The organism is Streptosporangium longisporum (assembly GCF_039534895.1).
Taxonomy (GTDB): domain Bacteria; phylum Actinomycetota; class Actinomycetes; order Streptosporangiales; family Streptosporangiaceae; genus Streptosporangium; species Streptosporangium longisporum.
Window position 1 is genome coordinate 31,985 of the sequence record NZ_BAAAWD010000024.1, and the last position, 20,813, is coordinate 52,797.

The following is a 20,813-nucleotide window of genomic DNA, read 5'->3' on the forward strand; positions in this document are numbered from 1 at the left end:
ATGCAATGATCAAGCCGGGCTTGCATTGCAATGAGGTGCGCGTGAATGCATACTGTGCAGCGAGCACGCGGGCACAGAAGCCCCGAGCGTGCCGACAGACAGGAGACGAGCGCCGATGCCCGGAGGCAGACTCACCGACGAGGACCGACGGCACATCACCGCGGGACTGGCCGAGGGACTCGGATACGCGGAGATCGGCCGGCGCCTGGGACGCCCCGCCTCGACCGTCATGCGGGAGGTCACCCGCAACGGCGGACCCGACGGCTACAGCGCGGACCGGGCGCAGGAGGCCACACGGCGTCGCGCGCGCCGTCACGGGCAGGCCCGGCCTCCGGCGCCGCCGATCCCCGACAGCGGCCACGGGCGGGACCCCCAGGCGGTCCAGGACTTTGCGGAGTCCTTCACCGCCCTCCTCGTCCAGCAGGGGCTGCCCCGGATGGAGGCCAGGGTGCTGGCCTGCCTGTACACCGCCGACTCCGGTGCCCTCACCGCCGCCGACCTGGTCCAGCGGCTTCGCGTCAGCCCGGCGTCGGTCTCGCACGCCGTCGCCTACCTCGAACGGCAGGGCATGCTCCGCCGGGAACGGGATCCCGGCGTACGGCGCGAACGCTATGTCGCCGACGATGAGATCTGGCTCCGGTCCCTCCTCGCGGCCCTGCAGATGAACGAGGCCCTTGCGGCCGTATCACGGCGCGGAGCCGAGATTCTCGGGGCCGCGACCCCGGCGGGCGCCCGCTTCGCGTCCTCCGCCGAGCTCCTTCTCCTCGTGAGCGAGGCCTTCCGGCAGGTCATCGAGCAGTGGCGGCGGAGCCCGGCCGCGCGGAGCGTCCGGCAGCCGGGTGGCGGAGACGGCGACGACTCCTCGGAGCCGTCCCGGTGTGAGGACACCCGCCGTCCCGAAGCCTGAGATCAAGAGCGCCGGCGCGTCCGTCACACCGGGCCGCGCCGCGCGAGACCGCTGTTCGTCAGCCTCCGGCACGGACCTGCCGGCCGGGGCCCGACAGGTGACGCGCGGTGGCACCGCCCTGCCGGCCGGTGGCGCCGACGACCGGGGCCGCGCTCACGACGTCATCACCGGGGTGGTCTGAGCCAGTGCGATCCGCCAGGTGCCGTCCTCTTTGACCAGCACGAACGTCAGTGCTCCGGTACGGCCGTCGTTGACGTGCTTGATCAGGCCCGCGATCGCCACGTCCGGTCGCAGGAAGGTGACGTCGAGCAGCTCGTTCCTGGTCAGCACGTCCTTCAGCGGGGTGCGCAGCGCCGTGGCCATGGCCTCCCTGACCCGGTCGCGGCCACGCAGCCGGATCCCGACGAAGTTGACCAAGGACACCTCCTCGGTCAGCAGCCCGGTGAAACCGGCCACGTCGCTCTGCAGCTCTTCGGCGTCGCGGACGACGTGCTCGATCGCCTCGATGTCGGGGTTCATGTCGCATCTCCTCAACTAACGGAGCGATTCGCTCCGCTTTGAAGGTATATCGGAGCGAATCGCTCCGCAACTGTTAGACTCCGTGGCGATGACCACACGCAAAGACCTCACGGAACGCAACGACCGCGCACTGCTCCAGGCCGCCCGCGACGTGCTCGCCGAAGACGGCGCGCACGCCTCCGTCGCCGCCATCGCGACCCGGGCGGGCGTCGGCATCGGCAGCCTCTACCGCCGTTACAAGACCAAGGAAGAGCTGTTCCAGCAGCTCAGCCTCCTCTCCCTCGACCACTGGAACGAAGCGGCCGAGCAGGGCCTGGCCGACTCCGACCCGTGGGCGGGGCTGGCGGTCTTCATCCGCGGCTGCGTCGAGTTCGGGCAGGGCTCGCTGGCGCCCGTGGCCGGCACCATCGAGGTGACCCGGGAGATGAGCGCCAAGGCCCGCCGCGGCGACGAACTGCTCGACGAGCTGGTGCGGCGAGCGCACCGGGCCGGCGTCCTGCGCGGGGAGGTGACCTCGGTCGACATCTCCCTGCTCATCGAGCAGCTCGGTCGTTCCCCGCTGGTCGATCAGCTGCGCAAGCAGGGCAGGGACGACCTGCTGCCCGCCGCCGCCGAGGCTCGTCGACGTCTGATCGCGATAGCGCTCGACGGGTTGCGACCGGGACATGACCCGCTGCCCGGTTCACCTCCGGGCGGGGAACTCTTCACCGACCGCTGGTCGCAGCAGTAGAGGCCGTACGGGGCGACCGGTGCGCTACCGGCGGGCGATGGGACGCGGGGCGCGAGCCGCTCGGGGGACGGCTCGCGCCCGTCACGCCTCACCGATTGTGCAGGGTGAACGTCACGATGGTCCGGTCGTCGCGCACCCTGTCCACGTCGTTCTGCACGCGGACCTGCTTGGTGACGCCCTGGCCCGGCCAGATCAAGGATCTGGACATGGTCCCCACGCCCTTCAGCGCGTTGGTCTCCGCGCTGTCACCCTCGAAGAACCTGACGCTGATGTTGTCCAGCGTCAGCACGTGGCCGGAGCGCTGGAGCCGGTAGTGGATCTCGGTCCGGATCTCCCCGCCGCACTTCCCGAAGTAAAAGTGGTTCACCGGCGGTCCGCCGATGCGTCCGGTGTTGGTGATCGGGATTCTGTGGGTGCACCGCTCGTTCCTGCCGAACCGCTCGTAGTCCATCATGTCGAACACGACGGTGCCGGTCGCGTGCCAGTTCTGCTGCGAGGTCGCCCGGGCGGTCGTCGCCGTGGCGCTCTGAGCGAGAATGCCCAGGGACAGGACCCCGGTGGTGGCGCTGATTCCGAGGAAGCGGATGGTACGGTTCACCGGGTCTCCTTCGGTGAGGACGACGCCGTCCGTGGTGAACCGGTGGGCCCGGCCGCGGACGACGTGTCGTCGGGTTCTGTCCACAGTGGTAACCCGGTCCGCCTGCAGCGCGCTTTCAGTCTTCTTGTCCACCGCACGTGTGCCGGAGGCGAGGCCCACGGCCGACGCCGACCGGTGCCCGGGTCAGCCGCAGGAGTCTCCCCGATCGGTCCGCGGGTCGCCCGTGGGCCGTCGTGACGGCCGCCCGCGCGGTGGGTCAGCCGCCCAGGCAGTACACCTGGACGTAGCGCTGCGAGCCGTCCGGGCCGGTCACCACGTAGAGGTCGTAGCCGATGCCGAGCGGCGGCTGGACGTGCCGGACGAACTGCGCGCCCTCCGGGGCACGCTCCGGGCAGCGCGGCCCGGAGGGCAGGCTGACGACGGCCTCCTGGGCGGACGTACGCGCCGTGGTGGCGTGCGCGGGAGCGCTCGCGAGCATCGCGCCGATCGAGAGCAGGGCGACAACGACATACCGCATGAACCGACTCCTCGGGTGAGATGAGAGCGGACGCCCCCGGGATCAACGCACCGGGGGCGGATGCCGACGACTATAGGCAGTTCCCCGCCCGTCCCCGAGGGGTCGGCCCCAAGCTGCCGGACGGCGTGCCGACCGGCAGCAAGCTGCCGGTGGCGTGCCTGGCGGTGCCGCCCACGACCGCCTGATATCGCTCGATATCACCAAATATCGTGAGACGTCGTGTCCGGCCTCTCGCCCGGAGTCAGCCCGCGTGCCGGGTGCCGCCGTCCTCCAGCAGGACGGGAGCGCCGCTCGCGGCGGACAGGTTGGCCGAGACCCCGACCATCACGCTGGCGACACCGGCGCGGTGCCCGGCCTGGCGGCCCAGGGGGTCCTCTCCGGCGCCGCGGAAGATGTCGTTCAGCATCAGGGCGTCGCCGCCGCCGTGGCCGCCCGCGCCCGAGGAGATGGCGATCTCCTCCGGCTCGTTCCAGTGCCGGTGCAGGACGAGCCGCTCGGAGGCGCCGGGGGCGCGGGACTTGTCGGCGGCGGTCGGGTCGATCGCGGCCTGCGGCGGGGTCCAGGCGCGTTCGACGACCTCCAGCTCCAGCCGTCCCCCGGTGCCGTTGACGGCCACCCGGTAGCCCTCGAAGGGGCCGTGGGCGTTGAGGGAGTAGGTGAGCATCGCCCCGCGGGAGTAGCCGACGAGGACGGCCATGTTGTCCTCGATGGTCACGCCCTCGCCGAACACGTCCTGGTCGCGGTGGTAGCCGTCCTCGTGCTCGGCGTCCAGGTACAGGCGCTTGAGCCGGGGGTCGGCGGAGATGTCGAGCAGGTAGGGGTCGGTGCCGAGCCCCGGCGCGCCGGCGGCGCGTTCCGGGCGGTCGCCCAGGCCGCGGGCGCGGGCGTTGTCGGCCCCGTAGAACCGCAGCGCCGAGCGGGCGTAGACCGAGGTGGCGGTGTCGGCCAGCCACCAGTTGGCCAGATCGAAGTGGTGGGTGGACTTGTGCACCAGCAGGCCGCCGGAGCTGGCCTTGTCGCGGTGCCAGCGGCGGAAGTAGTCGGCGCCGTGGATGGTGTCCAGGACCCACTCGAAGTGCACGGAGGTGACGTCACCGATCGCCCCGTCGGCGATCAGCCGGCGGACGGCGCTGTTGCGCGGGGAGTAGCGGTAGTTGAAGGTGACGACGAGCCGGCCGGTGCTCCGCTCGGCGGCCTCGACGATGGCCGCGCAGTCCTCGGCGGTGGTGCACAGCGGCTTCTCCACGATGACGTTCTTGCCCGCCTCCAGCGCGGCGACGACGTAGCGGGCGTGGGTGGCGTCGACGGTGGCGACCACGACCGCGTCGGCGAGTTCGAGCATCTTGTCGAACTCGTGCGGCGCGAAGGACGGGACGTCGTGGCCGATGCGGTCGAGGTAGTAGCCGATCCGGGTCCGGTTGACGTCGCAGAGGGCGACGATCTCGCCGGTGTCGCTCCACTCCCCGAGCAGCGCGTCGATGTACAGCTGTACCCGGTGGCCGAGTCCGACGAAGGCGTATCGCATCAGAACCCCATGAAGAGAATGGTGGAGACGACCGTGCCGTACGGCTCGGTGTGAGCCGTACGGCACGTCAGGCGGGAATCATCGTCACTTGGTGAGGGTGGCGTTGGCCTCGGTGATGAAGGCCTTCGCGGCGTCGTCCGCGGTGGCCTTGCCGAAGAGGACGGAGTCGGTGGCGCGCTTGAGGATGTCCTCCATCTCCATGGCGCCCTTCGGCGGAACGGTGATCGGGCTCAGCTCGCTCTTGATCGAGTCGATGAAGGTGAGGACCTTCTGGTCGGCCGGGGTCAGCTTGTCCTTGATGGCGGTGACGACCTTGGCGTTGGTCGGCATGCCGCGGTCGCTGAGCAGGATGCCGCCCGCCTCGGGGTCGTTGACGAGGAAGTCGACGAACTTCTGGGCGGCGTCGGCCTTCTCGGTCTTGGCGGAGATCGTGTAGTACATCGCGGGCTGGAGGAACATGCCGGCGGTGGTCGCACCCTCGGACTTCGGCATCCGCAGCAGGTCGAGGTCCTGGCCGGCGCCCTTGCTCAGCGCGGTGAGCTGGTTGCTCCACCAGCTGCCGAACGCACTGGCGTTCGTGGCGAGCAGGGCCTGGTCGACCTTGGTGCCGGTCTCCAGCATCTGGGCGGCGTCAGGGCCGGCCTTGGTGGAGATGATCTTCTGAAGGAGGGTCCACCAGTCCTTGATGGTCTGCTCCGACAGGCCGATCTTGCCGTCCTTGTAGAACTGCTCCCCGCGCTGGGCGGCGTACAGCTGCAGGAAGGCGGGGTTCTCGTTGTACTCGGTCCCCCAGACCTTGCCGTCCCCCTTCTCGGTGATCTTCTGGGAGAGCGCGATGTAGTCGTCCCAGGTCCAGCTCGTGTCGTCCGGGACCTTCTCGCCGGCCTTCTCCACCGTCGCCTTGTTGACGATCATCGGGAAGGTGTTGACGCCGGTGGGGATGGCGAACTGCTTGCCCTCGACCTGGCCGGCCTTGAGCACGTCCTGGTCGAGGTCGGTGGTGTTGACCTTGCCGTTGAGGTCGGCGAGGGTGCCCCGGCCGGCGTACTCGGCCAGGCCGCGGATCTCGATGGACATGACGTCGGGGGCGTCGCCGGCCGCGGACTTGGTGGCCAGCTTCTCGTAGTAGCTGTCCCAGTCGGAGAAGTCACCTTCGATGTCGATCGTCGGGTTCTTCTTCTCGAACGCGGCGATGGCCGACTCCGTCAGCTTCTGCCGGGCGTCGCTGCCCCAGTACGAGAAGACGACCTTCGTCTTCCCGCCGGATTCGCCGGCCTCACCGCCGCCGCCGCTGCCGCAGGCGGTGGCCGATATCGCGAGCAGGGTGATGGCGGTGGCCGCCTTGATGATCTTCATGAGACGCCTCGAAGGATAGAGGTGGGGAGGATGGGGGGTGGATATGAGGTGATCGTCGGGACTACTTGAGACCGGTGGTCGCCATGCCCCGGACGAGATACTTCTGGCCCGCGAGGAAGAAGCCGAAGATCGGGCCGAGGGAGATGATCGACATCGCGAACAGCGGCCCCCAGGAGGACTCACCGCTGGAGTCCATGAACTGGCGGAGCGCGACGGGCACGGTGAGGTTGTCGGAGTTGGTCAGGTAGAGGTTCTGGGTGAAGAAGTCGTTCCAGGTCCAGATGAAGGTGAAGATCGCGGTGGTCGCCAGCGCCGGCACGCACAGCGGCATGATCACCCGGATGAACGTGCGCCAGTGGCCCGCGCCGTCGATCGCCGCCGCCTCGTCCAGCTCCCTGGGCAGGGTCCGGATGAACTGGACCATCAGGAAGATGAAGAACGCGTCGGTGGCGAGGAACTTCGGCGCGATGATCGGCCAGATCGTGTTGATCCAGTCGAACTTGGCGAACATGATGTACTGCGGGACGACCGTGACGTGGTGCGGCAGCATGATCGAGCCGAGCATGATCGCGAACCACACCTTCTTCAGCGGGAACTCCAGCCGGGCGAAGGCGTATGCCGCGAGCGAGCAGGCGAGCAGGTTGCCGACGACCGCCAGGACCGTGATGACGGCCGAGTTCCACAGGTAGTAGCCGAAGGTGTGCTTGAGCGCGGCCCAGCCCTCGGTGTAGTTGGCACCCGTCACCTCGGTCGGCACCAGCCCGGGCTCCCGGAAGATCAGCTCTTCCGGCTTGATCGAGCTGGAGATCATCCACAGCAGCGGGTAGAGCATGAACAGCCCGAAGGCGATCAGCAGTACGTGCCTGACCAGGCGCGGGGCGGGCCGGAACAGGACCGGCACGCGCTTACTTGTCGTCGCCATAGAAGACCCAGAATCGAGACATGAGGAAGTTGACACCGGTCAGGACCGCGATGATGAGCAGCAGCACCCAGGCCATGCCGGCCGCGTAGCCCATCTCGTAGTTCTTGAAGCCCTTGATGTAGAGGTAGAGCGTGTAGAAGAGGGTCGAGTCGACCGGCCCGCCGTTGCCGCCGCTGACGATGAACGACTGGGTGAAGGACTGGAAGGACTTGATCACCTCCAGCACCAGGTTGAAGAAGATGATCGGGGTGAGCAGCGGCAGGGTGATCGAGCGGAACTTCCGCCACCTGCCGGCGCCGTCGACCGAGGCCGCCTCGTAGAGGTTCTGCGGGATCTGGCGGAGCCCGGCCAGGAAGATGACCATCGGGGCCCCGAACGTCCACACGTGCAGGATGATCAGCGTCCACAGCGCGGTGTCCGGGCTCGTCACCCAACCCTGGCCCTCGTAGCCGAACAGGCCCAGGAACGAGTTCACGATGCCGTCGGTGCCGAAGATCTTCCGCCACAGGATCGAGATCGCCACGCTGCCTCCCAGCAGCGACGGCAGGTAGAAGACCGAGCGGTAGAACGGCAGGCCGCGCAGCCCCCGGTCCAGCACGAGCGCCAGTCCCAGCGCGAAGGCGAGCTGCAGCGGGACGGACACCACGACGTAGGTGGTCGTCACCTGCAGCGAGGTCATGAACCGCTCGTCCTGGGTGAACATCTTCACGTAGTTGTCCCAGCCGACCCACTTCGCCTCGGTCAGGAGGCTGTAGTCGGTGAAGGACAGGTAGAGCGAGGCGATCATCGGTCCGAGCGTGATCGCGAACAGGCCGATGAACCAAGGGGCCAGGAACAGATAGGCCGCCCGCGCCTGCGATCGGCTGCGGGAGCTCTTGATGCGCCGGTGGTCGGGAGGATCCACCTTTTCGGGGGGCGTGACCGGCACTTCGGTCGTCCCCGCCGTTGCGGGACTCAGCGTCATCACTGGCCCTTCGGGGAGTCGGTGAATTGGTAGCGCTTTTCCTATAGCTTTACCAGCCGGGACGTCAACCCTTTGCAGTGAGCTGGCTCACGAGTCGCAGCGCAGGCTTTTCACGTTTTCCCAGTTCAAGCCACCTTCCGGCGGCCGGAGGACGAGCGGAAAAATCTCGTTCCAATACCAGTTAATACAACCGATTGCAGTAACGGACGGTGATCGTTCCCCCGTGCTCCGGGCGGGAATCGCCTGGTGGCCGCCCCCGGAGGAACCCCCGCACCGGCCTCGCCGGCCCGTCGGTTGCGGCCGCGTTTGCGTAACCCTTATAACTGGTTACATGGCATTGACGTGGAAACTGGTCATCGACAGCACGGACGCGCCCGCCTTGGCGGACTTCTGGGCCGCGGCCCTGGAGTACGAGGTGGAGGATCCCGGCGCGCTCATCGAGCGGCTGCTGGCCGCCGGTCACCTCGGCGAGGAGGCGGTCATCGAGCACCGCGGGCGCAGGATCTTCCGCGGCTACGCCGCGATCCGCCACCCCGAGGACCCGTTCGACGAGGTCAGCGGGATCGGCCACGGCCGGCGGCTGCTCTTCCAGGACGTGCCCGAGAAGAAGTCCGGCAAGAACCGCCTGCACATCGACGTCCACTCCGGGCCCGGCGGTCTCGACAAGCTGGTGACCCGGCTGGAGGAGCTGGGGGCGACCCGCGTGCGCGAGATCGACAAGGGCCCCGCCGGGCACTGGTGGCTCATGCGGGACCCCGAGGGCAACGAGTTCTGCGCGACGTAGGCCCGGCCGCCTCCCGTCGCGGACGGGCGGCCCCCGGCCTACCGCGGACGGGCGGCTTTCCGGCGCCGGGGCGCGGACCACCGTCCCGGCTCCCCGCGGACGGGCGGCCCCCCGATGCCGGGGCGCGAGCGACGGTCTCCGGTGCCGGTGGCCTCCCGGCGGGACCGTCGCTCAGGCGGTCCCCTTCGGGGGCGCGGTGGAGTCACGGACCACCAGGTGGGTCTCCAGGACGGTCGCGGCGCTCATCGACTGGATGAGGAGGTCGACCGCCATCCGGCCTGCGGCGCCGGCGGGCATCGCGACCGTGGTGAGCTTGGGGCGGTACAGCCGGCCGGTGGCGCTGTCGTCGAAGCCGATCACGCTGACGTCGCCCGGCACGTCGACCCCGAGCGCCTCCAGTCCCTCGATGATGCCGATGGCGAGCAGGTCGTTGTAGGCGAGCACGCCGGTCACGCCCGCCTCGGCGACCCTGGCCGCCGCGGCGATGCCGCCCTCCTCGGTGGGAGGGTTGGGGCCGATGACGACCGCGTCGAGCCCGGGGATCTCCGCGACGGCCCTGCGGATCTCGCCGCTGGTCCACGAACCGGCCGGGCCCGTCACCAGGGCGACGCGCCGGTGGCCGAGCCCGGCCAGGTGCTCCATGGCCACGCGGGCACCGTGGGCGACGTCCATCACGACCGTGGTCAGCCCGCGGATGAGCCGGTTGACCAGCACGAACGAGACGCTCTCGGAGAGCTTCTCCAGCGCCTTGTTGGACAGGCGCGGGCCGCACAGCACGATGCCGTCGACCTGTTTGGAGAAGGCCAGGATGAGCTCCTCCTCCTCCGAGGGGTTCTCGTCGGTGTCGGCCACGAACAGGTGGTAGTCCTGGCGGCGGGCGGCCGCCTGGGCGGCCTTGATCAGCGACGAGAAGAACGGGTTGGCCAGATCGGGAACGATCAGCCCGATGTTGTTGGTCCGGCCCGTCTTGAGCGAGCGGGCCGCCCGGTTGGGCCGGTAGTCGAGCTCCTCGGCCACCGCCAGCACCCGGGTCCGGGTCTCGGCGTTGACCAGATGGGGAGCCGAGAAGGTCCGGGAGACCGTCGACACATGAACGCCTGACGCGTGGGCGACGTCCCGGATGGTCACTGACATGCCGCACACCCTAACGCAACCGTTTGCAGGTGGGTCAATCATTCTGAGACCGGTTGCCGGTGCTTAGGCCCGCTCACTTGACGTATTGTCTCGCCTGGCGCGATTGTTTACTGCAACTGATTGCAGTCTTCAGAAGGAGCCCACACGGTGAGCAGAGTGCTCGTCACCGGTAGCGCGGGCCGGCTCGGCCGCAGCGTGGTCACCTCGCTCGCGGCGGCCGGACACGAGGTGATCGGCGTGGACAGCGCGCCGGGGACCCCGCGCGAGGCCGCCTCGACCCTTCCTGCGGACCTCACCGACCTGGGTGAGGCCCACTCGGTGATCGCGCGGTTCCGGCCCGGGGCGGTGGTCCACCTGGCGGCCATCGCGGTGCCGTTCAGCCGTTCCGAGGCCACCACGTTCCGCGTCAACACCCAGCTCGCCTTCAACGTCTGCGCGGCCTCGGTCGCCCTGGGGGTGGAGAGGCTCGTCGTGGCCAGCAGCCCCACGGTGATCGGGTACGGCGCGCCGGGCGGCTGGACCCCGGACTACCTGCCGCTGGACGAGGACCATCCGGTGCGGCCCTGGCACGCCTACAACCTGTCGAAGGTCGTGGCCGAGCAGACCGTGCAGACGTTCGCGCGGGCCGGTGACACCACCCGGATGGCCGCGTTCCGGCCCTGCTTCGTCGTCGCGCCCGAGGAGTGGGATGGCGCACCCACCCAGTCCGGGCACACGATCACCGAGCGGCTGGACCGGCCCGAGATCGGCGGGGTCTCCCTGTTCAACTACCTCGACGCCCGTGACGCCGGTGACTTCATCGACACGCTGCTGACCAGGCTCCCGCTGCTGGAGACCAACGGGGAGATCTTCTTCGCGGGCGCGGCCGACGCCCTGGCGCGCGAGCCGCTGGCCGAGCTGCTGCCGACCGTCATGCCGGAGACGAAGGCGTTCGCCGCCCCCCTGACCGGAACCTCCCCGGCGTTCTCCTCCGCCAAGGCCGAGCGGCTGCTCGGCTGGACCGCCAAGCGCAGCTGGCGCACCGAACTCTCCTGAAAGAAACTCTGATCATGAATCTCGATGGTGTCCTGTTCTTCCCGGTGACCCCCTTCGGCCCGGACGGCGAGCTCGCGTCCGGGGTGCTGGCCGACCACGTCCGGCAGGGGCTGGAGCACGGGCCCGGCGGGGTGTTCGCCGCCTGCGGGACCGGCGAGTTCACCGCGCTGTCGGAGGCCGAGCACGCCGAGGTCGTCCGGGTCGCGGTGAAGACGACGGCCGGGGCCGTGCCGGTGCTCGCCGGAGCCGGCGGGCCGATCGGCGCGGCGCTCGCCCAGGCGCGGGCCGCCCGCGAGGCGGGCGCCGACGGGCTGCTGCTCATGCCGCCCTACCTCGTCCAGGGCCCCGGTTTCCCCGAGTACGTGCGGGCCGTCGCCGCCGAGCTCCCGGTGATCATCTACCAGCGCGGGCCGATCGCGCTCGAACCGGAGGCCGCGGTCGAGCTGGCCGCGATCCCCGGCGTCATCGGTCTCAAGGACGGCCTGGGCGACATCGACCGGATGCAGCGGATCGTGCTGGCCGTCCGGGAGAGCCGCCCGGACTTCCTGTTCTTCAACGGGCTGCCGACCGCCGAGCTGACCCAGCCCGCCTACCGGGCCCTCGGCGTCGGCCTGTACTCCAGCGCGGTGTTCTGCTTCGCGCCCGAGATCGCCACGGCGTACCTGAACGGCGACGAGCGGCTGATCGCCGAGTTCTACGCGCCGCTGGTGCGGCTGCGCTCCAAGGTGCCGGGGTACGCGGTGTCGCTGGTCAAGGCCGGGGTGCGGTTGCGCGGGCTGGACGTGGGCGGGGTACGGCCTCCGCTGGTGGCGGTGACGCCCGAGCACGAGGCCGAGCTGCAGGCGCTGATCACCTCGGGACTCGCCCTGGTGGCTTCGTGATCAAGGATTTGGCGGTCACGCTGCGGTCGGTGCCCCTGGCCCGGCCCTGGGGCGCGGACGTGCCCTTCAACCACGTGCTGCTCGTCACGGTCACGCTGGAGGACGGGCGGAGCGGCACCGGGATCTCCTGGACGCCGCAGATCGGGGCGCGGGCGGTCAAGGCGCTGCTGGAGCACGACGTCCGCGACGCGGTGATCGGCCTGCCGGCGCATCCGGAGCTGGTGTGGGACCGGCTGTCGGCCCACCTGGGCGAGGCGGGACGGTCCGGGATCGTGCCGATCGCCCTGGCCGGGGTGGATCTGGCGCTGTGGGACCTGCGCTGCGGCGAGCGCCCGCTGGTCGAGGTGCTCGGCGCGCGGCGCGAGAGCGTCCCCGTCTACGGCAGCGGCATCAACCGCCACTACACGCTGGACGAGCTGCGCGCGCAGGCCGGGCGGTGGGTCGACGCCGGCTACACCGCCGTCAAGATCAAGGTCGGGCGTCCGTCGCTGGCCGAGGACGTCGAGCGGGTGGCGGCGGTCCGCGAGGTGATCGGGCCGGACCGGGTGCTGATGATCGACGCCAACCAGCGGTGGGACCTGCACCGGGCCCGCGTCGCGCTGCGCGCCCTGGAGCGGTACGACCTGTTCTGGATCGAGGAGCCGCTTCCCGCCGACGACCTGGCAGCCCAGGTGGAGCTGCGGCGCAGTGTCGGCGTCCCGGTCGCGGTCGGCGAGAACGTCGCCACCGTCCACGGGTTCCGCGACCTGCTGACGGCGGGCGCCTGCGACGTCGTCCAGCCGAACCTGGTACGGGTCGGCGGGATCACCCCGTTCCTGCGGATCGCCGAGCTGGCCCGCGCCTTCGGCGTCCCGGTCTACCCGCACCTGCTCACCGAGCTGTCCGGCCAGCTCGCCCTGACGCTGCACCATCCCGCGATGGTGGAGAGGGTCGAGGACGCCGCGCTGGCCGATCTCGGCCTGCTCGCCTCCCCGCTCCCGGTGGAGATCACCGGGCCGGAGCTGCGGGCGACCGGGGCGCCGACGAGGTGGGCGCCGTGAAGCCGGTGCGCGTGGTGGTCGCCGGGATCCACGGTCACGGGCGCAACCACGTGGAGAACGTGCGGCGCCTGGCCGCGACCGGGCGGGCCGAGCTCGCCGGGGTCTGCGACACCCGCCCGGCGCCCGGCCTGGACGTGCCGTGGTCGGCGGACCTGCCGTCGCTGATCACCGAGACCGGCGCGGAGGTGGCGGTGATCGCGACGCCGATCCACACCCACGCGCCGCTGGCCGTCGCGGCCCTGCGGGCCGGGGCGCACGTGCTGCTGGAGAAGCCCCCCACCCCCTCGGTCGAGGAGTTCGAGCAGATCTCCGTGGCCGTGGCCGAGACCGGGCTGGCCTGCCAGGTCGGCTTCCAGTCGCTCGGCTCGGCGGCCGTCGGTGCGGCGGCCGGGCTGCTGGGGGAACCGATCCGCGCCATCGGCGTCGCCGGGGCCTGGACGCGGCCGTTCTCCTACTACACGCGCGCGCCCTGGGCGGGGCGGCGCCGGCTGGACGGCGTGGACGTCATGGACGGCGCGCTGACCAACCCGTTCGCGCACGCGGTGGCCACCGCGCTGGCCGTCGCCGGGGCCGACGCGGTCTCCTCGGTCGAGGGGATCGAGCTGGAGCTGTACCGGGCCAACGCGATCTCCTCCGACGACACCTCCAGCGCCCGGCTCCGCCTCGCCGACGGCACCGTCATCGCGATCACCGTGAGCCTGTGCGCCGGACGCCGGACCGAGCCCTACCTCCACCTGCACGGCGACACCCGCTCGGCGCTGCTCTTCTACACCCTCGACGAGGTCGAGGTGGACGGCGTGCGCACCGGTTTCGACCGGGCCGACCTGCTGGCCAACCTCCTGGCGCACGTCAGGGAGGGCGAGGAGCTGCTGGTGCCGCTGGAGCGGACCGGCGGTTTCACCCGGCTGCTCGACGAGATCCGCCGCGCCCCCGACCCGCTGCGCGTCGAGGGTTCCCGCACCGAACCGTCCCGGCTGGTGCTCCCCGGCGTCGAGGGCCTGGCGGTGCGCGCGGCGGCGGAGCTGAAGACCCTGTCGGAACTCGGCTTCCCCGGCGTCCTCGGTGCCCGGACGACCGCGCCGGCCACTCCCACGGAACCGGTGGCAGAGGCGGCGGAACCGGCGGCGGGACCGGCCGTGCCGATCGTGGCGGCGGAACCGGTGATCTGGCCCGAGTCGCTGCTGCGCGCCGGTCCGCGGGAGGTCGCGACCTACGTCCGGCGCGGGGACCTGCGGCCGACGGACGCGCCACGGCCGCATCTGCACCCGGTCCGCACCCTCGGCGGGACGGTCGTGACCGAGACCCAGCCCGCCGACCACGTGCACCACTTCGGGGCGAGCGTGGCGATCTCCGATGTCAACGGGGTCAACTTCTGGGGCGGCTCCACCTACGTGCCCGGCACCGGGCCGGTGGTCCTGCCCAACCACGGGCGGCAGCGGCGGCGCCTCCTGCGTCCCGTGGACGGGGGCTTCGCCGAGCTGCTGGACTGGGTCGGGCCGGACGGCACCGTCCTGGCCGCCGAGGAGCGGACCCTGGTGGCCCGTACCGTGCCCGGCGCCTGGGCGCTGGACGTCGCCTTCACGCTGCACAACCGGACCGGCGAGCCGCTGTCGATCCAGAGCTCGGCCTGCAAGGGCAGGACCGGAGCCGGTTACGGCGGGTTCTTCTGGCGGGCGCCCAAGGACTCCCCCGGGCTGGACGCCTTCACCGCCGACGCCTCCGGCGAGCGGGCCGTGCACGGCAGCCTCTCGCCCTGGCTGGCGCTGACCTCCGACGACTGGAGCCTGCTGTTCGTGCAGACCATCGGGCTCGACCCGTGGTTCGTGCGGGTGGCCGAGTACCCGGGCGTCGGACCGGCCCTGGCCTGGGAGGAACCGCTCGGCGTCCCCGACCGGCTGGACCGGGCGATCACCGTCGTGGTCGCCGACGGGCGGCTCACCGCCGAGCGGGCCCACGAGCTGGCCGGTGCCGTGCCGCCCCCCGCCCCACGGGACCTACAGGACTCACAGGACCCGCGGGGATCCGTGGCGTGAACGCGGGCGGCAGGGCCGGGCTCCGGGTCCCTCCTCCCCGGGCGGTACGGGCCGGACGGTGACGCCCGGCCCGCCCGGCCCGCCCGGCCCGCCCGGCGGGGTCAGCGGCCGGCGTCCCAGGTGACGGGGCGTGGCCGCTCGCACCTTCCGGCGACGTTCAGCGCCTGCCCCGAGCCCGCCGAGGCGAGCAGCGACTCCATGACGTCCAGGACGTGGTAGGCCAGCCGGCCGCTCGTGCGGGGCTCGACCCCGGGCGGGGTCAGCACGAAGTCGGCCAGGCCGTCGCCCCGGCCCGCGGGTTCGTACCCGGCGCTCACCGGGAGGGTCCGCCACCGGTCGTCCTCGTCGCCGAGGTTCTGGATCAGGACGTCCCCGTCGAAGTAGTTGGGGTCGGGGAGCACCAGCGACCCCCGGTCGCCGTGGACCTCCAGTTCGGGGCATCGGGTGGAGACGACGTCGAAGCTCATCACCAGGGTCGACAGCGCGCCCGAGTCGTGCACGAGCACGCCCGTGACGTGCGTGTCCACGTTCACCGGGACGGTCTCGCCCCGCCGGGGACCGGTGCCGATCGTGCGCTCGGCGCGCGGGCGACCGGCCGCCCCGATGACCGTCGTCACCGGCCCGAGCAGGGTGACCAGCGAGGTGATGTAGTAGGGGCCCATGTCCATCAGGGGTCCCCCGCCCGGGGCGTAGTAGAAGTCGGGGTGATGGTGCCAGCGTTCGTGCCCGGGGGTGACCATGATCGCCGTCGCCGCGACCGGGCGGCCGATCAGCCCGTCGTCGATCGCCTTGCGCGCGGTCTGCGTCCCCGTGCCCAGGACGGTGTCGGGCGCGCACCCCACCCGCACCCCCGCGGCGTCGGCCGCGGCCAGCAGCTCGCGCGCCTCGGCGGTCGTGACGGTCAGCGGTTTCTCGCAGTAGACGTCCTTGCCGGCGGCGACGGCCTTGTGGGCCACCTCGGCGTGGGCGGCGGGAATGGTGAGGTTCAGCACGACGTGCACCTCGGGGTCGGCGACCAGCTCGTCCACGGACAGCGCCCGCGCGCCCGGGTGGGAGCGCACCGTCTCCCGGGCCCGCGCGGGGTCCAGGTCGGCCGCCGCCGCCAGCCTGAGACCGGGCAGGCGCTCGATCGTCTCCAGGTACTGGCCCGCGATGGTGCCGCACCCGACGAGGCCGACGTTCACCGGCTCGCCCACAGCATCCCCCTCTCCACCAGGGTGCGCACGCTCGGGTGCTCCAGGACGTCCAGGCTGTGACCGGGGGTGGTGACGAAGATCCTGCCCTCGCCCCACTGCCGGGTCCACACGGCCGGGGAGGTGACCTCGCGGTGCCAGGGGTCCCAGGGACGCACCTTCTGGGTCGTGGTCGCCAGCACGTCGTTGTAGTCGTCCGACAGCACCCAGTACTGCTCGGTGACGAGGTCGAAGTCCTCGATGCCCTGGACGATCGGGTGGTCGGCGGCCTCGGGCCGGATGTTCACCGTGTACGGCACGAAGTCGTGGTCCGTGGCACCCTCGACCCGCTCGGCCGGATCCTTGCCGGGGTGGCAGGCGAACTGGCCGCCGATGAGGTGAAGGTAGTCGGAGGAGTTCCGGAAGGAGTCGGCGATGCCGCCGTGCCAGCCGGCCATGCCGGTCCCGGCGCGGATCGCCACCTGCAGGCCGTCCAGCTGATCGGGCTCGATCGTCCCCATCGTGTAGCACTGCACGATCAGGTCCACCCCGGCCATGTAGCCGGCGTCCGCGTACCGTGCCGGGGAGTCGGCCACGTGCACGTCGAACCCGTTCCGTTCCAGGAAGGGGATGAACAGGTCGGTGGCCGCCACCGGCACGTGCCCTTCCCAGCCGCCCCGCACCACCAGGGCGACGCGGCCGTGGTTTTCCACCATGATGCCCCTTTCGTGTGAGATATCGGCATGATCGTGTCATCGCGACGGCCGGTGGGCAATGGAGGGGACCGGCCGAAGCGGGCCGGACGCCGCCCGGCGACGCCGGGCACGGTGGCGACCGGGACGGCACCACCACCGGGCACGGGCACGTACGATCCGGAAAGACCTGGTCACCAGCAGATGGGCCCCGCGATGCCGCAGTCCGACGTCCGCACCGTCGACTACCACACCGGTGGTGAACCCTTCCGCATCGTCGCCGACCCGCCGGTCGCCATCACCGGCGCGTCGGTGGCCGACCGCAGGGTCTTCGCCGTCTCGGATCCGGCCGTCGACGGGCTGCGCCGGATGCTGTGCTTCGAGCCGCGCGGGCACGCCGACATGTACGGGGGGTTCATCACCCCGCCCGACGACGACGGCGCGCTGTTCGGCGTGCTGTTCTGGCACAAGGACGGGTTCTCCACCGCGTGCGGGCACGGCACGATCGCGCTCGGGACGTGGGCCGTGGAGTCGGGACTGGTCGAGGCCGACCCCTCCGGCCTCACGGACGTGGTGATCGACGTGCCGTCCGGCCGGGTGACGGCACGGGTGCACACCGCGGACGGCCGGGTCAGGGGCGCCGACTTCGTCAGCGTGCCCAGCTACCCGATCGCGTACGACGTCGCCGTGCCGACCACGCGGGGCGAGGTCCGGGCGGACATCGCCTACGGCGGGGCCATCTACGCGCACGTGGCGGCCTCGTCGGTCGGGCTGGAGGTGGAGCCGCGCTCCCTCGACCGGCTCATCGCCCTCGGCCGTGAGATCAAGTGGGCGCTCGACGACGGCCCGCACGCCCGCCACCCCGCCGACGACCGGCTCAGCGGCGTCTACGGCACGATCTTCTACGACGACCTGGGCGAGGACGCCGAGGGGAACCTGCACCAGCGCAACGTCACGATCTTCGCGGACGGGGAGGCCGACCGCTCCCCGTGCGGGTCGGGCACGGCCTCCCGCGTCGCCGTGCTGAGCGCCACCGGCCGCCTGCGCGACGACCGCCGCCTCGTGCACGACTCCATCGTGGGATCGCGCTTCCACGCCCGGGTCCTGCGGCACGTGACGGCCGACGGGAGGGCGGCGGTCGTCCCCGTCGTCTCCGGCAGCGCCCACAGGACCGGCGAGCACCTGTTCACGGCCGACCCCGCCGACGAGCTCTTCCCCGGGTTCGTCCTGCGATGACCGAGCACGTCCCGCTGATCACCGGGGACCACCTGCGGCGGCTGCTCGGCCCCCGCCAGGCCGTCCGGGTCGTCACCGACGCGCTGCGCGGCGGCCTCGACCCGGCCGCCGACCCCGCGCGTACCGTCGTGCCCACCGCCCACGGGCACCTGCTGCTGATGCCCGCCGAGAGCGGCGCCCGCACGGGGGTGAAGGTCGTGACCGTGGCACCGGACAACCCGGCACACGGCCGGCCCCGCATCCAGGGCTTCTACCTCCTCTTCGACGCCCGGACCCTGTCCCCGGTGGCCCTGATCGACGGCATCGCGCTGACCACGCTGCGCACGCCCGCGGTGTCGGTCGCCGCGGTCCTGCCCCTGCTGCGCCGTGCGCGCGACCCGCTGCGCGTCGCCGTCTTCGGCGCGGGCCCGCAGGGACGCGGGCATGTCGACACCCTCCTCGACACCCTCTCGGGACACCGCCGGCTCGCCGAGGTGACCTATCTCGTACGCGATCCGCGGCGCGCCGGGGTGCCCGGCCACGGCGCGGTGCCGGTCACGGTCGCCGCCTCCGGTGGCGAGCGGGCCACGCGGGCCGTCTCCCGCGCGGACGTCGTCGTCTGCGCCACGACCGCGCGCGAACCGCTCTTCGACTCGGCCCTGCTCCACGACCGGGCCGTCGTCATCGCCGTCGGCTCGCACGAACCCGGCGCCCGCGAGGTCGACGGCGCGCTGACGGGCCGGGCGCACGTCGTGGTCGACGACGTCGCGACCGCGCTGCGCGAGGCCGGCGACGTCGTCCAGGCGATCGGGGAGGGCAACCTCGACGCCGCGCGCCTCATCCCGATGCGCCGGATCGTGACCGATCCCGCGTCGGTGGACCTCGACCGGCCGGTGCTGTTCAAGTCCACCGGGATGTCCTGGCAGGACCTGGTCGTCGCGACGGCGGCCCACGAACGCCTCGGCGGCTGACCACGGGCGCCTCGGCGGCCGGCCGCGAGCGCATCGTCGGCCGGTCGGGGGCGTCTCGGCGGCCGACCGGGGTCGACGAAAACCGGAAGGACCGCCTCTCCCCCGGCGTACCGGCTTCCGGTACGCCGGGTCACGAGGGCGTCAGGACCGGTCCGGGGCGTGAGTGATCGCCCGCGCGAGGGGTAGGGCCATGCCAGGCTTGCAGGGACGTCCGGGAAGAGGTATCCGATCATGAGCCAGGCGCGGCCGTCGGCCGGACCGGAGACGTCGAGGGAGCGTGGCCGGTCGCTGGTGTCGGCGGCGCTGATCGGGGTGGCGGTGATGGCCGCGGTCGACGAGATCGTCTTCCACCAGCTGCTGGGGTGGCACCACTTCTTCGACCGCTCCACCCCGGCGATCGGGCTGCTGTCGGACGGGCTGCTGCACACCGCCGAGCTGCTGGCGCTGGTGGCGGGGTTCGTGATGTGGGCGGACCTGCGCCGCCGCCGGGCCCTGTCGGCGGCGCACGCACGGGCCGGGCTGCTGATCGGGGCGGGCGGCTTCCAGCTGTTCGACGGCCTGATCGACCACAAGGTGCTGCGGGTGCACCAGATCCGCTACGACGTACCGGACCTGCTGCCCTACGACCTCGTCTGGAACGGCGCCGCGCTGGTGCTGCTGGGTGCCGGGCTGGTCCTGGCCCTCCGTGCCCGCCGCGCCGACCCGCACCCGCGACCGGCCACCGGCCCCGGCACGGGTTCCGGTTCGGGTACGGGTTCCGGTTCGGGTGCGGGGCCGGAGGCAGGGTCGGAGGCGGGGGGCCGGTGACGGCGGTGCAGACGGCACTGGCGGCGCTACCCGCGCTACCCGCGCTACCCGCGCTGCCGGTGCTGCCGGTGCTGCCGGTGCTGCCGCTGCCGGAGTCGCCGAGGCACCACCACACCGGGGGGCCGGGGGTGGCGTGGTCGCCCTTGCTCGCGGCCTCGGTGGCCTCGCTGGCCTCGGTGGCCGTGGTCTACGCGCTGGCCGCGCATCGGCTGCGCCGCCGCGGGCATCCGTGGCCGTGGACGTGGCAGGCGTGTTTCGTCGCGGGCACCGCGCTGCTGGCGGCCGCCTTCGTCGTGCCGATGCCGGCGGGCCCGTTCACCGCGCACATGGGCCGGCACCTGCTGGCCGGGATGCTCGCCCCCGTGCTGCTGGTCCTCGGCCGCCCGCTGAGGCTGGCGCTGCGCGGGCTGCGTCCGGGCCGGGCACGACGCGCCGTGCTGGCCGTGGCGCACTCCCGCCCGATCGGACTGCTGGTCTCCCCCGCGACGGCGGTGGTACTGGACATGGGCGGGTTGTGGCTGCTGTACCGCACGCCGCTGCTGGCGGCCACCGGCCACCACGAGTGGCTGCACGTCGCCGTGCACGTGCACGTGGTGGCGGCCGGGACGCTGTTCGCCTTCGCCGTCTGCCGGCTGGACCCGGTGCGCCGGGGCTGGAGCGTGCCCTGGCGCGCGGGCGCGCTGCTGGCCGGTGGCACCGCGCACGCCGTGCTGGCCAAGACCCTGTACGCCGTACCGCCGCCCGGCACCGCCTTCGCCGCCGCCGACCTGCGGGCCGGGGCCCAGCTGATGTACTACGGCGGCGACGCGGTCGAACTGCTCCTGGCCGCCGTCGTCGCCGCCCAGTGGTACGCCGCCACCGGCCGCGCCCAGCGCCACGCCAGCCGCCGTGCCCTCCGCCGCGCGACGGCCGCGGGTCCCGCACCGGTGGCCTGACGTCCTCCGGGGCGGGAGCCCGTCACCGGCCGCCTTCGCGAGAGGACGCCGACGCGCCCGATGCCGCTCGTACCGG

The 20,813-nt window shown here is 71.9% G+C and carries 22 protein-coding genes; 12 read left to right on the plus strand and 10 right to left on the minus strand.

The genetic code is table 11. The annotated features are described in order from the left end of the window. Window positions 1-115 precede the first annotated feature (115 nt). Entirely contained in the window at window positions 116-907 is a 792-nt protein-coding gene (locus ABD832_RS36820; RefSeq protein ID WP_344905563.1) for a GbsR/MarR family transcriptional regulator, read from the plus strand. Window positions 908-1,060: 153 nt separating this feature from the next. Here ABD832_RS36820 and ABD832_RS36825 read toward each other — a convergent pair whose 3' ends face one another. After that, window positions 1,061-1,426 (minus strand): SgcJ/EcaC family oxidoreductase, encoded by a 366-nt coding sequence (locus ABD832_RS36825; protein WP_344905566.1) that lies wholly within the window; start codon window positions 1,424-1,426, stop codon window positions 1,061-1,063. 88 nt (window positions 1,427-1,514) lie between these two features. Between ABD832_RS36825 and ABD832_RS36830 the strand changes: the two genes are divergently transcribed. After that, window positions 1,515-2,156 (plus strand): TetR/AcrR family transcriptional regulator, encoded by a 642-nt coding sequence (locus ABD832_RS36830; RefSeq protein WP_344905569.1) that lies wholly within the window; start codon window positions 1,515-1,517, stop codon window positions 2,154-2,156. A gap of 88 nt (window positions 2,157-2,244) precedes the next feature. On the opposite strand, the gene ABD832_RS36835 is transcribed toward ABD832_RS36830, so the two are convergent. Further along, window positions 2,245-2,754: a hypothetical protein gene (locus ABD832_RS36835; RefSeq protein ID WP_344905572.1), complete on the minus strand. Its 510-nt coding sequence runs from the start codon at window positions 2,752-2,754 to the stop codon at window positions 2,245-2,247. 256 nt (window positions 2,755-3,010) lie between these two features. Continuing rightward, the gene (locus ABD832_RS36840) at window positions 3,011-3,271 is read right to left on the minus strand and encodes a hypothetical protein (protein ID WP_344905575.1); all 261 of its coding nucleotides are present in this window, start codon (window positions 3,269-3,271) and stop codon (window positions 3,011-3,013) included. Between the two features lie 20 nt (window positions 3,272-3,291). Between ABD832_RS36840 and ABD832_RS36845 the strand changes: the two genes are divergently transcribed. After that, window positions 3,292-3,456, plus strand: a complete 165-nt coding sequence (locus ABD832_RS36845; protein ID WP_344905578.1) for a hypothetical protein — start codon at window positions 3,292-3,294, stop codon at window positions 3,454-3,456. A 56-nt stretch (window positions 3,457-3,512) separates the two neighbouring features. Here the strand turns inward: ABD832_RS36845 and ABD832_RS36850 are convergent, their stop codons facing one another. From ABD832_RS36850 to ABD832_RS36865, 4 genes are all read right to left on the minus strand, one after another. After that, a complete protein-coding gene (locus tag ABD832_RS36850) occupies window positions 3,513-4,796 on the minus strand; it encodes a Gfo/Idh/MocA family protein (protein WP_344905581.1) in 1,284 nt (427 codons plus the stop codon). Window positions 4,797-4,880: 84 nt separating this feature from the next. Further along, the gene (locus ABD832_RS36855) at window positions 4,881-6,152 is read right to left on the minus strand and encodes an ABC transporter substrate-binding protein (RefSeq protein WP_344905584.1); all 1,272 of its coding nucleotides are present in this window, start codon (window positions 6,150-6,152) and stop codon (window positions 4,881-4,883) included. A 61-nt stretch (window positions 6,153-6,213) separates the two neighbouring features. Further along, window positions 6,214-7,074, minus strand: a complete 861-nt coding sequence (locus ABD832_RS36860) for a carbohydrate ABC transporter permease (RefSeq protein ID WP_344905588.1) — start codon at window positions 7,072-7,074, stop codon at window positions 6,214-6,216. Next, complete coding sequence (locus ABD832_RS36865) at window positions 7,058-8,038, minus strand: carbohydrate ABC transporter permease (RefSeq protein WP_344905592.1); 981 nt, start codon at window positions 8,036-8,038, stop codon at window positions 7,058-7,060. Before ABD832_RS36865 ends, ABD832_RS36860 begins: the two co-directional genes overlap by 17 nt. Window positions 8,039-8,369: 331 nt before the next feature. On the opposite strand from ABD832_RS36865, the gene ABD832_RS36870 reads away from it, so the two are divergent. Beyond that, a complete protein-coding gene (locus ABD832_RS36870) occupies window positions 8,370-8,822 on the plus strand; it encodes a VOC family protein (protein ID WP_344905595.1) in 453 nt (150 codons plus the stop codon). Window positions 8,823-8,993: 171 nt separating this feature from the next. Here the strand turns inward: ABD832_RS36870 and ABD832_RS36875 are convergent, their stop codons facing one another. Next, complete coding sequence (locus ABD832_RS36875) at window positions 8,994-9,956, minus strand: LacI family DNA-binding transcriptional regulator (protein WP_344905598.1); 963 nt, start codon at window positions 9,954-9,956, stop codon at window positions 8,994-8,996. Between the two features lie 147 nt (window positions 9,957-10,103). Between ABD832_RS36875 and ABD832_RS36880 the strand changes: the two genes are divergently transcribed. The 4 genes from ABD832_RS36880 to ABD832_RS36895 are packed head-to-tail and all read left to right on the plus strand — an operon-like array spanning window position 10,104 to window position 14,945. Continuing rightward, window positions 10,104-10,991, plus strand: a complete 888-nt coding sequence (locus ABD832_RS36880) for an NAD-dependent epimerase/dehydratase family protein (protein ID WP_344905602.1) — start codon at window positions 10,104-10,106, stop codon at window positions 10,989-10,991. A 14-nt stretch (window positions 10,992-11,005) separates the two neighbouring features. After that, a complete protein-coding gene (locus tag ABD832_RS36885; RefSeq protein ID WP_344905605.1) occupies window positions 11,006-11,872 on the plus strand; it encodes a 5-dehydro-4-deoxyglucarate dehydratase in 867 nt (288 codons plus the stop codon). Continuing rightward, complete coding sequence (locus ABD832_RS36890; protein WP_344905608.1) at window positions 11,869-12,912, plus strand: mandelate racemase/muconate lactonizing enzyme family protein; 1,044 nt, start codon at window positions 11,869-11,871, stop codon at window positions 12,910-12,912. The genes ABD832_RS36885 and ABD832_RS36890 overlap by 4 nt, the downstream gene beginning before the upstream one ends. Then, window positions 12,909-14,945 (plus strand): DUF6807 family protein, encoded by a 2,037-nt coding sequence (locus ABD832_RS36895; protein WP_344905611.1) that lies wholly within the window; start codon window positions 12,909-12,911, stop codon window positions 14,943-14,945. Before ABD832_RS36890 ends, ABD832_RS36895 begins: the two co-directional genes overlap by 4 nt. A gap of 101 nt (window positions 14,946-15,046) precedes the next feature. On the opposite strand, the gene ABD832_RS36900 is transcribed toward ABD832_RS36895, so the two are convergent. Together ABD832_RS36900 and ABD832_RS36905 are read right to left on the minus strand one after the other, a co-directional pair. Then, window positions 15,047-16,141 carry a Gfo/Idh/MocA family protein gene (locus ABD832_RS36900; RefSeq protein ID WP_344905614.1) on the minus strand — a complete coding sequence of 365 codons (1,095 nt, stop codon included), beginning with the start codon at window positions 16,139-16,141 and terminating at the stop codon, window positions 15,047-15,049. Further along, on the minus strand, window positions 16,126-16,833 hold the full coding sequence (locus ABD832_RS36905; protein ID WP_344905617.1) for a ThuA domain-containing protein: 708 nt from the start codon (window positions 16,831-16,833) through the stop codon (window positions 16,126-16,128). Before ABD832_RS36905 ends, ABD832_RS36900 begins: the two co-directional genes overlap by 16 nt. Window positions 16,834-17,025: 192 nt before the next feature. Here ABD832_RS36905 and ABD832_RS36910 point away from each other — a divergent pair, with 192 nt between their 5' ends. From ABD832_RS36910 to ABD832_RS36925, 4 genes are all read left to right on the plus strand, one after another. Continuing rightward, window positions 17,026-18,045, plus strand: a complete 1,020-nt coding sequence (locus tag ABD832_RS36910) for a proline racemase family protein (protein ID WP_344905620.1) — start codon at window positions 17,026-17,028, stop codon at window positions 18,043-18,045. Further along, window positions 18,042-18,995, plus strand: coding sequence for an ornithine cyclodeaminase family protein (locus tag ABD832_RS36915; protein ID WP_344905623.1), 954 nt, complete (start codon window positions 18,042-18,044; stop codon window positions 18,993-18,995). Before ABD832_RS36910 ends, ABD832_RS36915 begins: the two co-directional genes overlap by 4 nt. A 231-nt stretch (window positions 18,996-19,226) precedes the next feature. Next, a complete protein-coding gene (locus ABD832_RS36920; protein ID WP_344905626.1) occupies window positions 19,227-19,802 on the plus strand; it encodes a DUF2243 domain-containing protein in 576 nt (191 codons plus the stop codon). Further along, complete coding sequence (locus ABD832_RS36925; protein ID WP_344905629.1) at window positions 19,799-20,737, plus strand: cytochrome c oxidase assembly protein; 939 nt, start codon at window positions 19,799-19,801, stop codon at window positions 20,735-20,737. The genes ABD832_RS36920 and ABD832_RS36925 overlap by 4 nt, the downstream gene beginning before the upstream one ends. Window positions 20,738-20,813 lie beyond the last annotated feature (76 nt).

Coding starts and splice junctions, on each gene's coding strand:
- ABD832_RS36820 (WP_344905563.1), top strand. CDS start 116: ATGCCCGGAGGCAGACTCACCGACGAGGACCGACGGCACATCACCGCG.
- ABD832_RS36825 (WP_344905566.1), bottom strand. CDS start 1,426: ATGAACCCCGACATCGAGGCGATCGAGCACGTCGTCCGCGACGCCGAA.
- ABD832_RS36830 (WP_344905569.1), top strand. CDS start 1,515: ATGACCACACGCAAAGACCTCACGGAACGCAACGACCGCGCACTGCTC.
- ABD832_RS36840 (WP_344905575.1), bottom strand. CDS start 3,271: ATGCGGTATGTCGTTGTCGCCCTGCTCTCGATCGGCGCGATGCTCGCG.
- ABD832_RS36845 (WP_344905578.1), top strand. CDS start 3,292: ATGAGAGCGGACGCCCCCGGGATCAACGCACCGGGGGCGGATGCCGAC.
- ABD832_RS36850 (WP_344905581.1), bottom strand. CDS start 4,796: ATGCGATACGCCTTCGTCGGACTCGGCCACCGGGTACAGCTGTACATC.
- ABD832_RS36855 (WP_344905584.1), bottom strand. CDS start 6,152: ATGAAGATCATCAAGGCGGCCACCGCCATCACCCTGCTCGCGATATCG.
- ABD832_RS36860 (WP_344905588.1), bottom strand. CDS start 7,074: ATGGCGACGACAAGTAAGCGCGTGCCGGTCCTGTTCCGGCCCGCCCCG.
- ABD832_RS36865 (WP_344905592.1), bottom strand. CDS start 8,038: ATGACGCTGAGTCCCGCAACGGCGGGGACGACCGAAGTGCCGGTCACG.
- ABD832_RS36870 (WP_344905595.1), top strand. CDS start 8,370: ATGGCATTGACGTGGAAACTGGTCATCGACAGCACGGACGCGCCCGCC.
- ABD832_RS36875 (WP_344905598.1), bottom strand. CDS start 9,956: ATGTCAGTGACCATCCGGGACGTCGCCCACGCGTCAGGCGTTCATGTG.
- ABD832_RS36885 (WP_344905605.1), top strand. CDS start 11,006: ATGAATCTCGATGGTGTCCTGTTCTTCCCGGTGACCCCCTTCGGCCCG.
- ABD832_RS36905 (WP_344905617.1), bottom strand. CDS start 16,833: ATGGTGGAAAACCACGGCCGCGTCGCCCTGGTGGTGCGGGGCGGCTGG.
- ABD832_RS36910 (WP_344905620.1), top strand. CDS start 17,026: ATGCCGCAGTCCGACGTCCGCACCGTCGACTACCACACCGGTGGTGAA.
- ABD832_RS36915 (WP_344905623.1), top strand. CDS start 18,042: ATGACCGAGCACGTCCCGCTGATCACCGGGGACCACCTGCGGCGGCTG.
- ABD832_RS36920 (WP_344905626.1), top strand. CDS start 19,227: ATGAGCCAGGCGCGGCCGTCGGCCGGACCGGAGACGTCGAGGGAGCGT.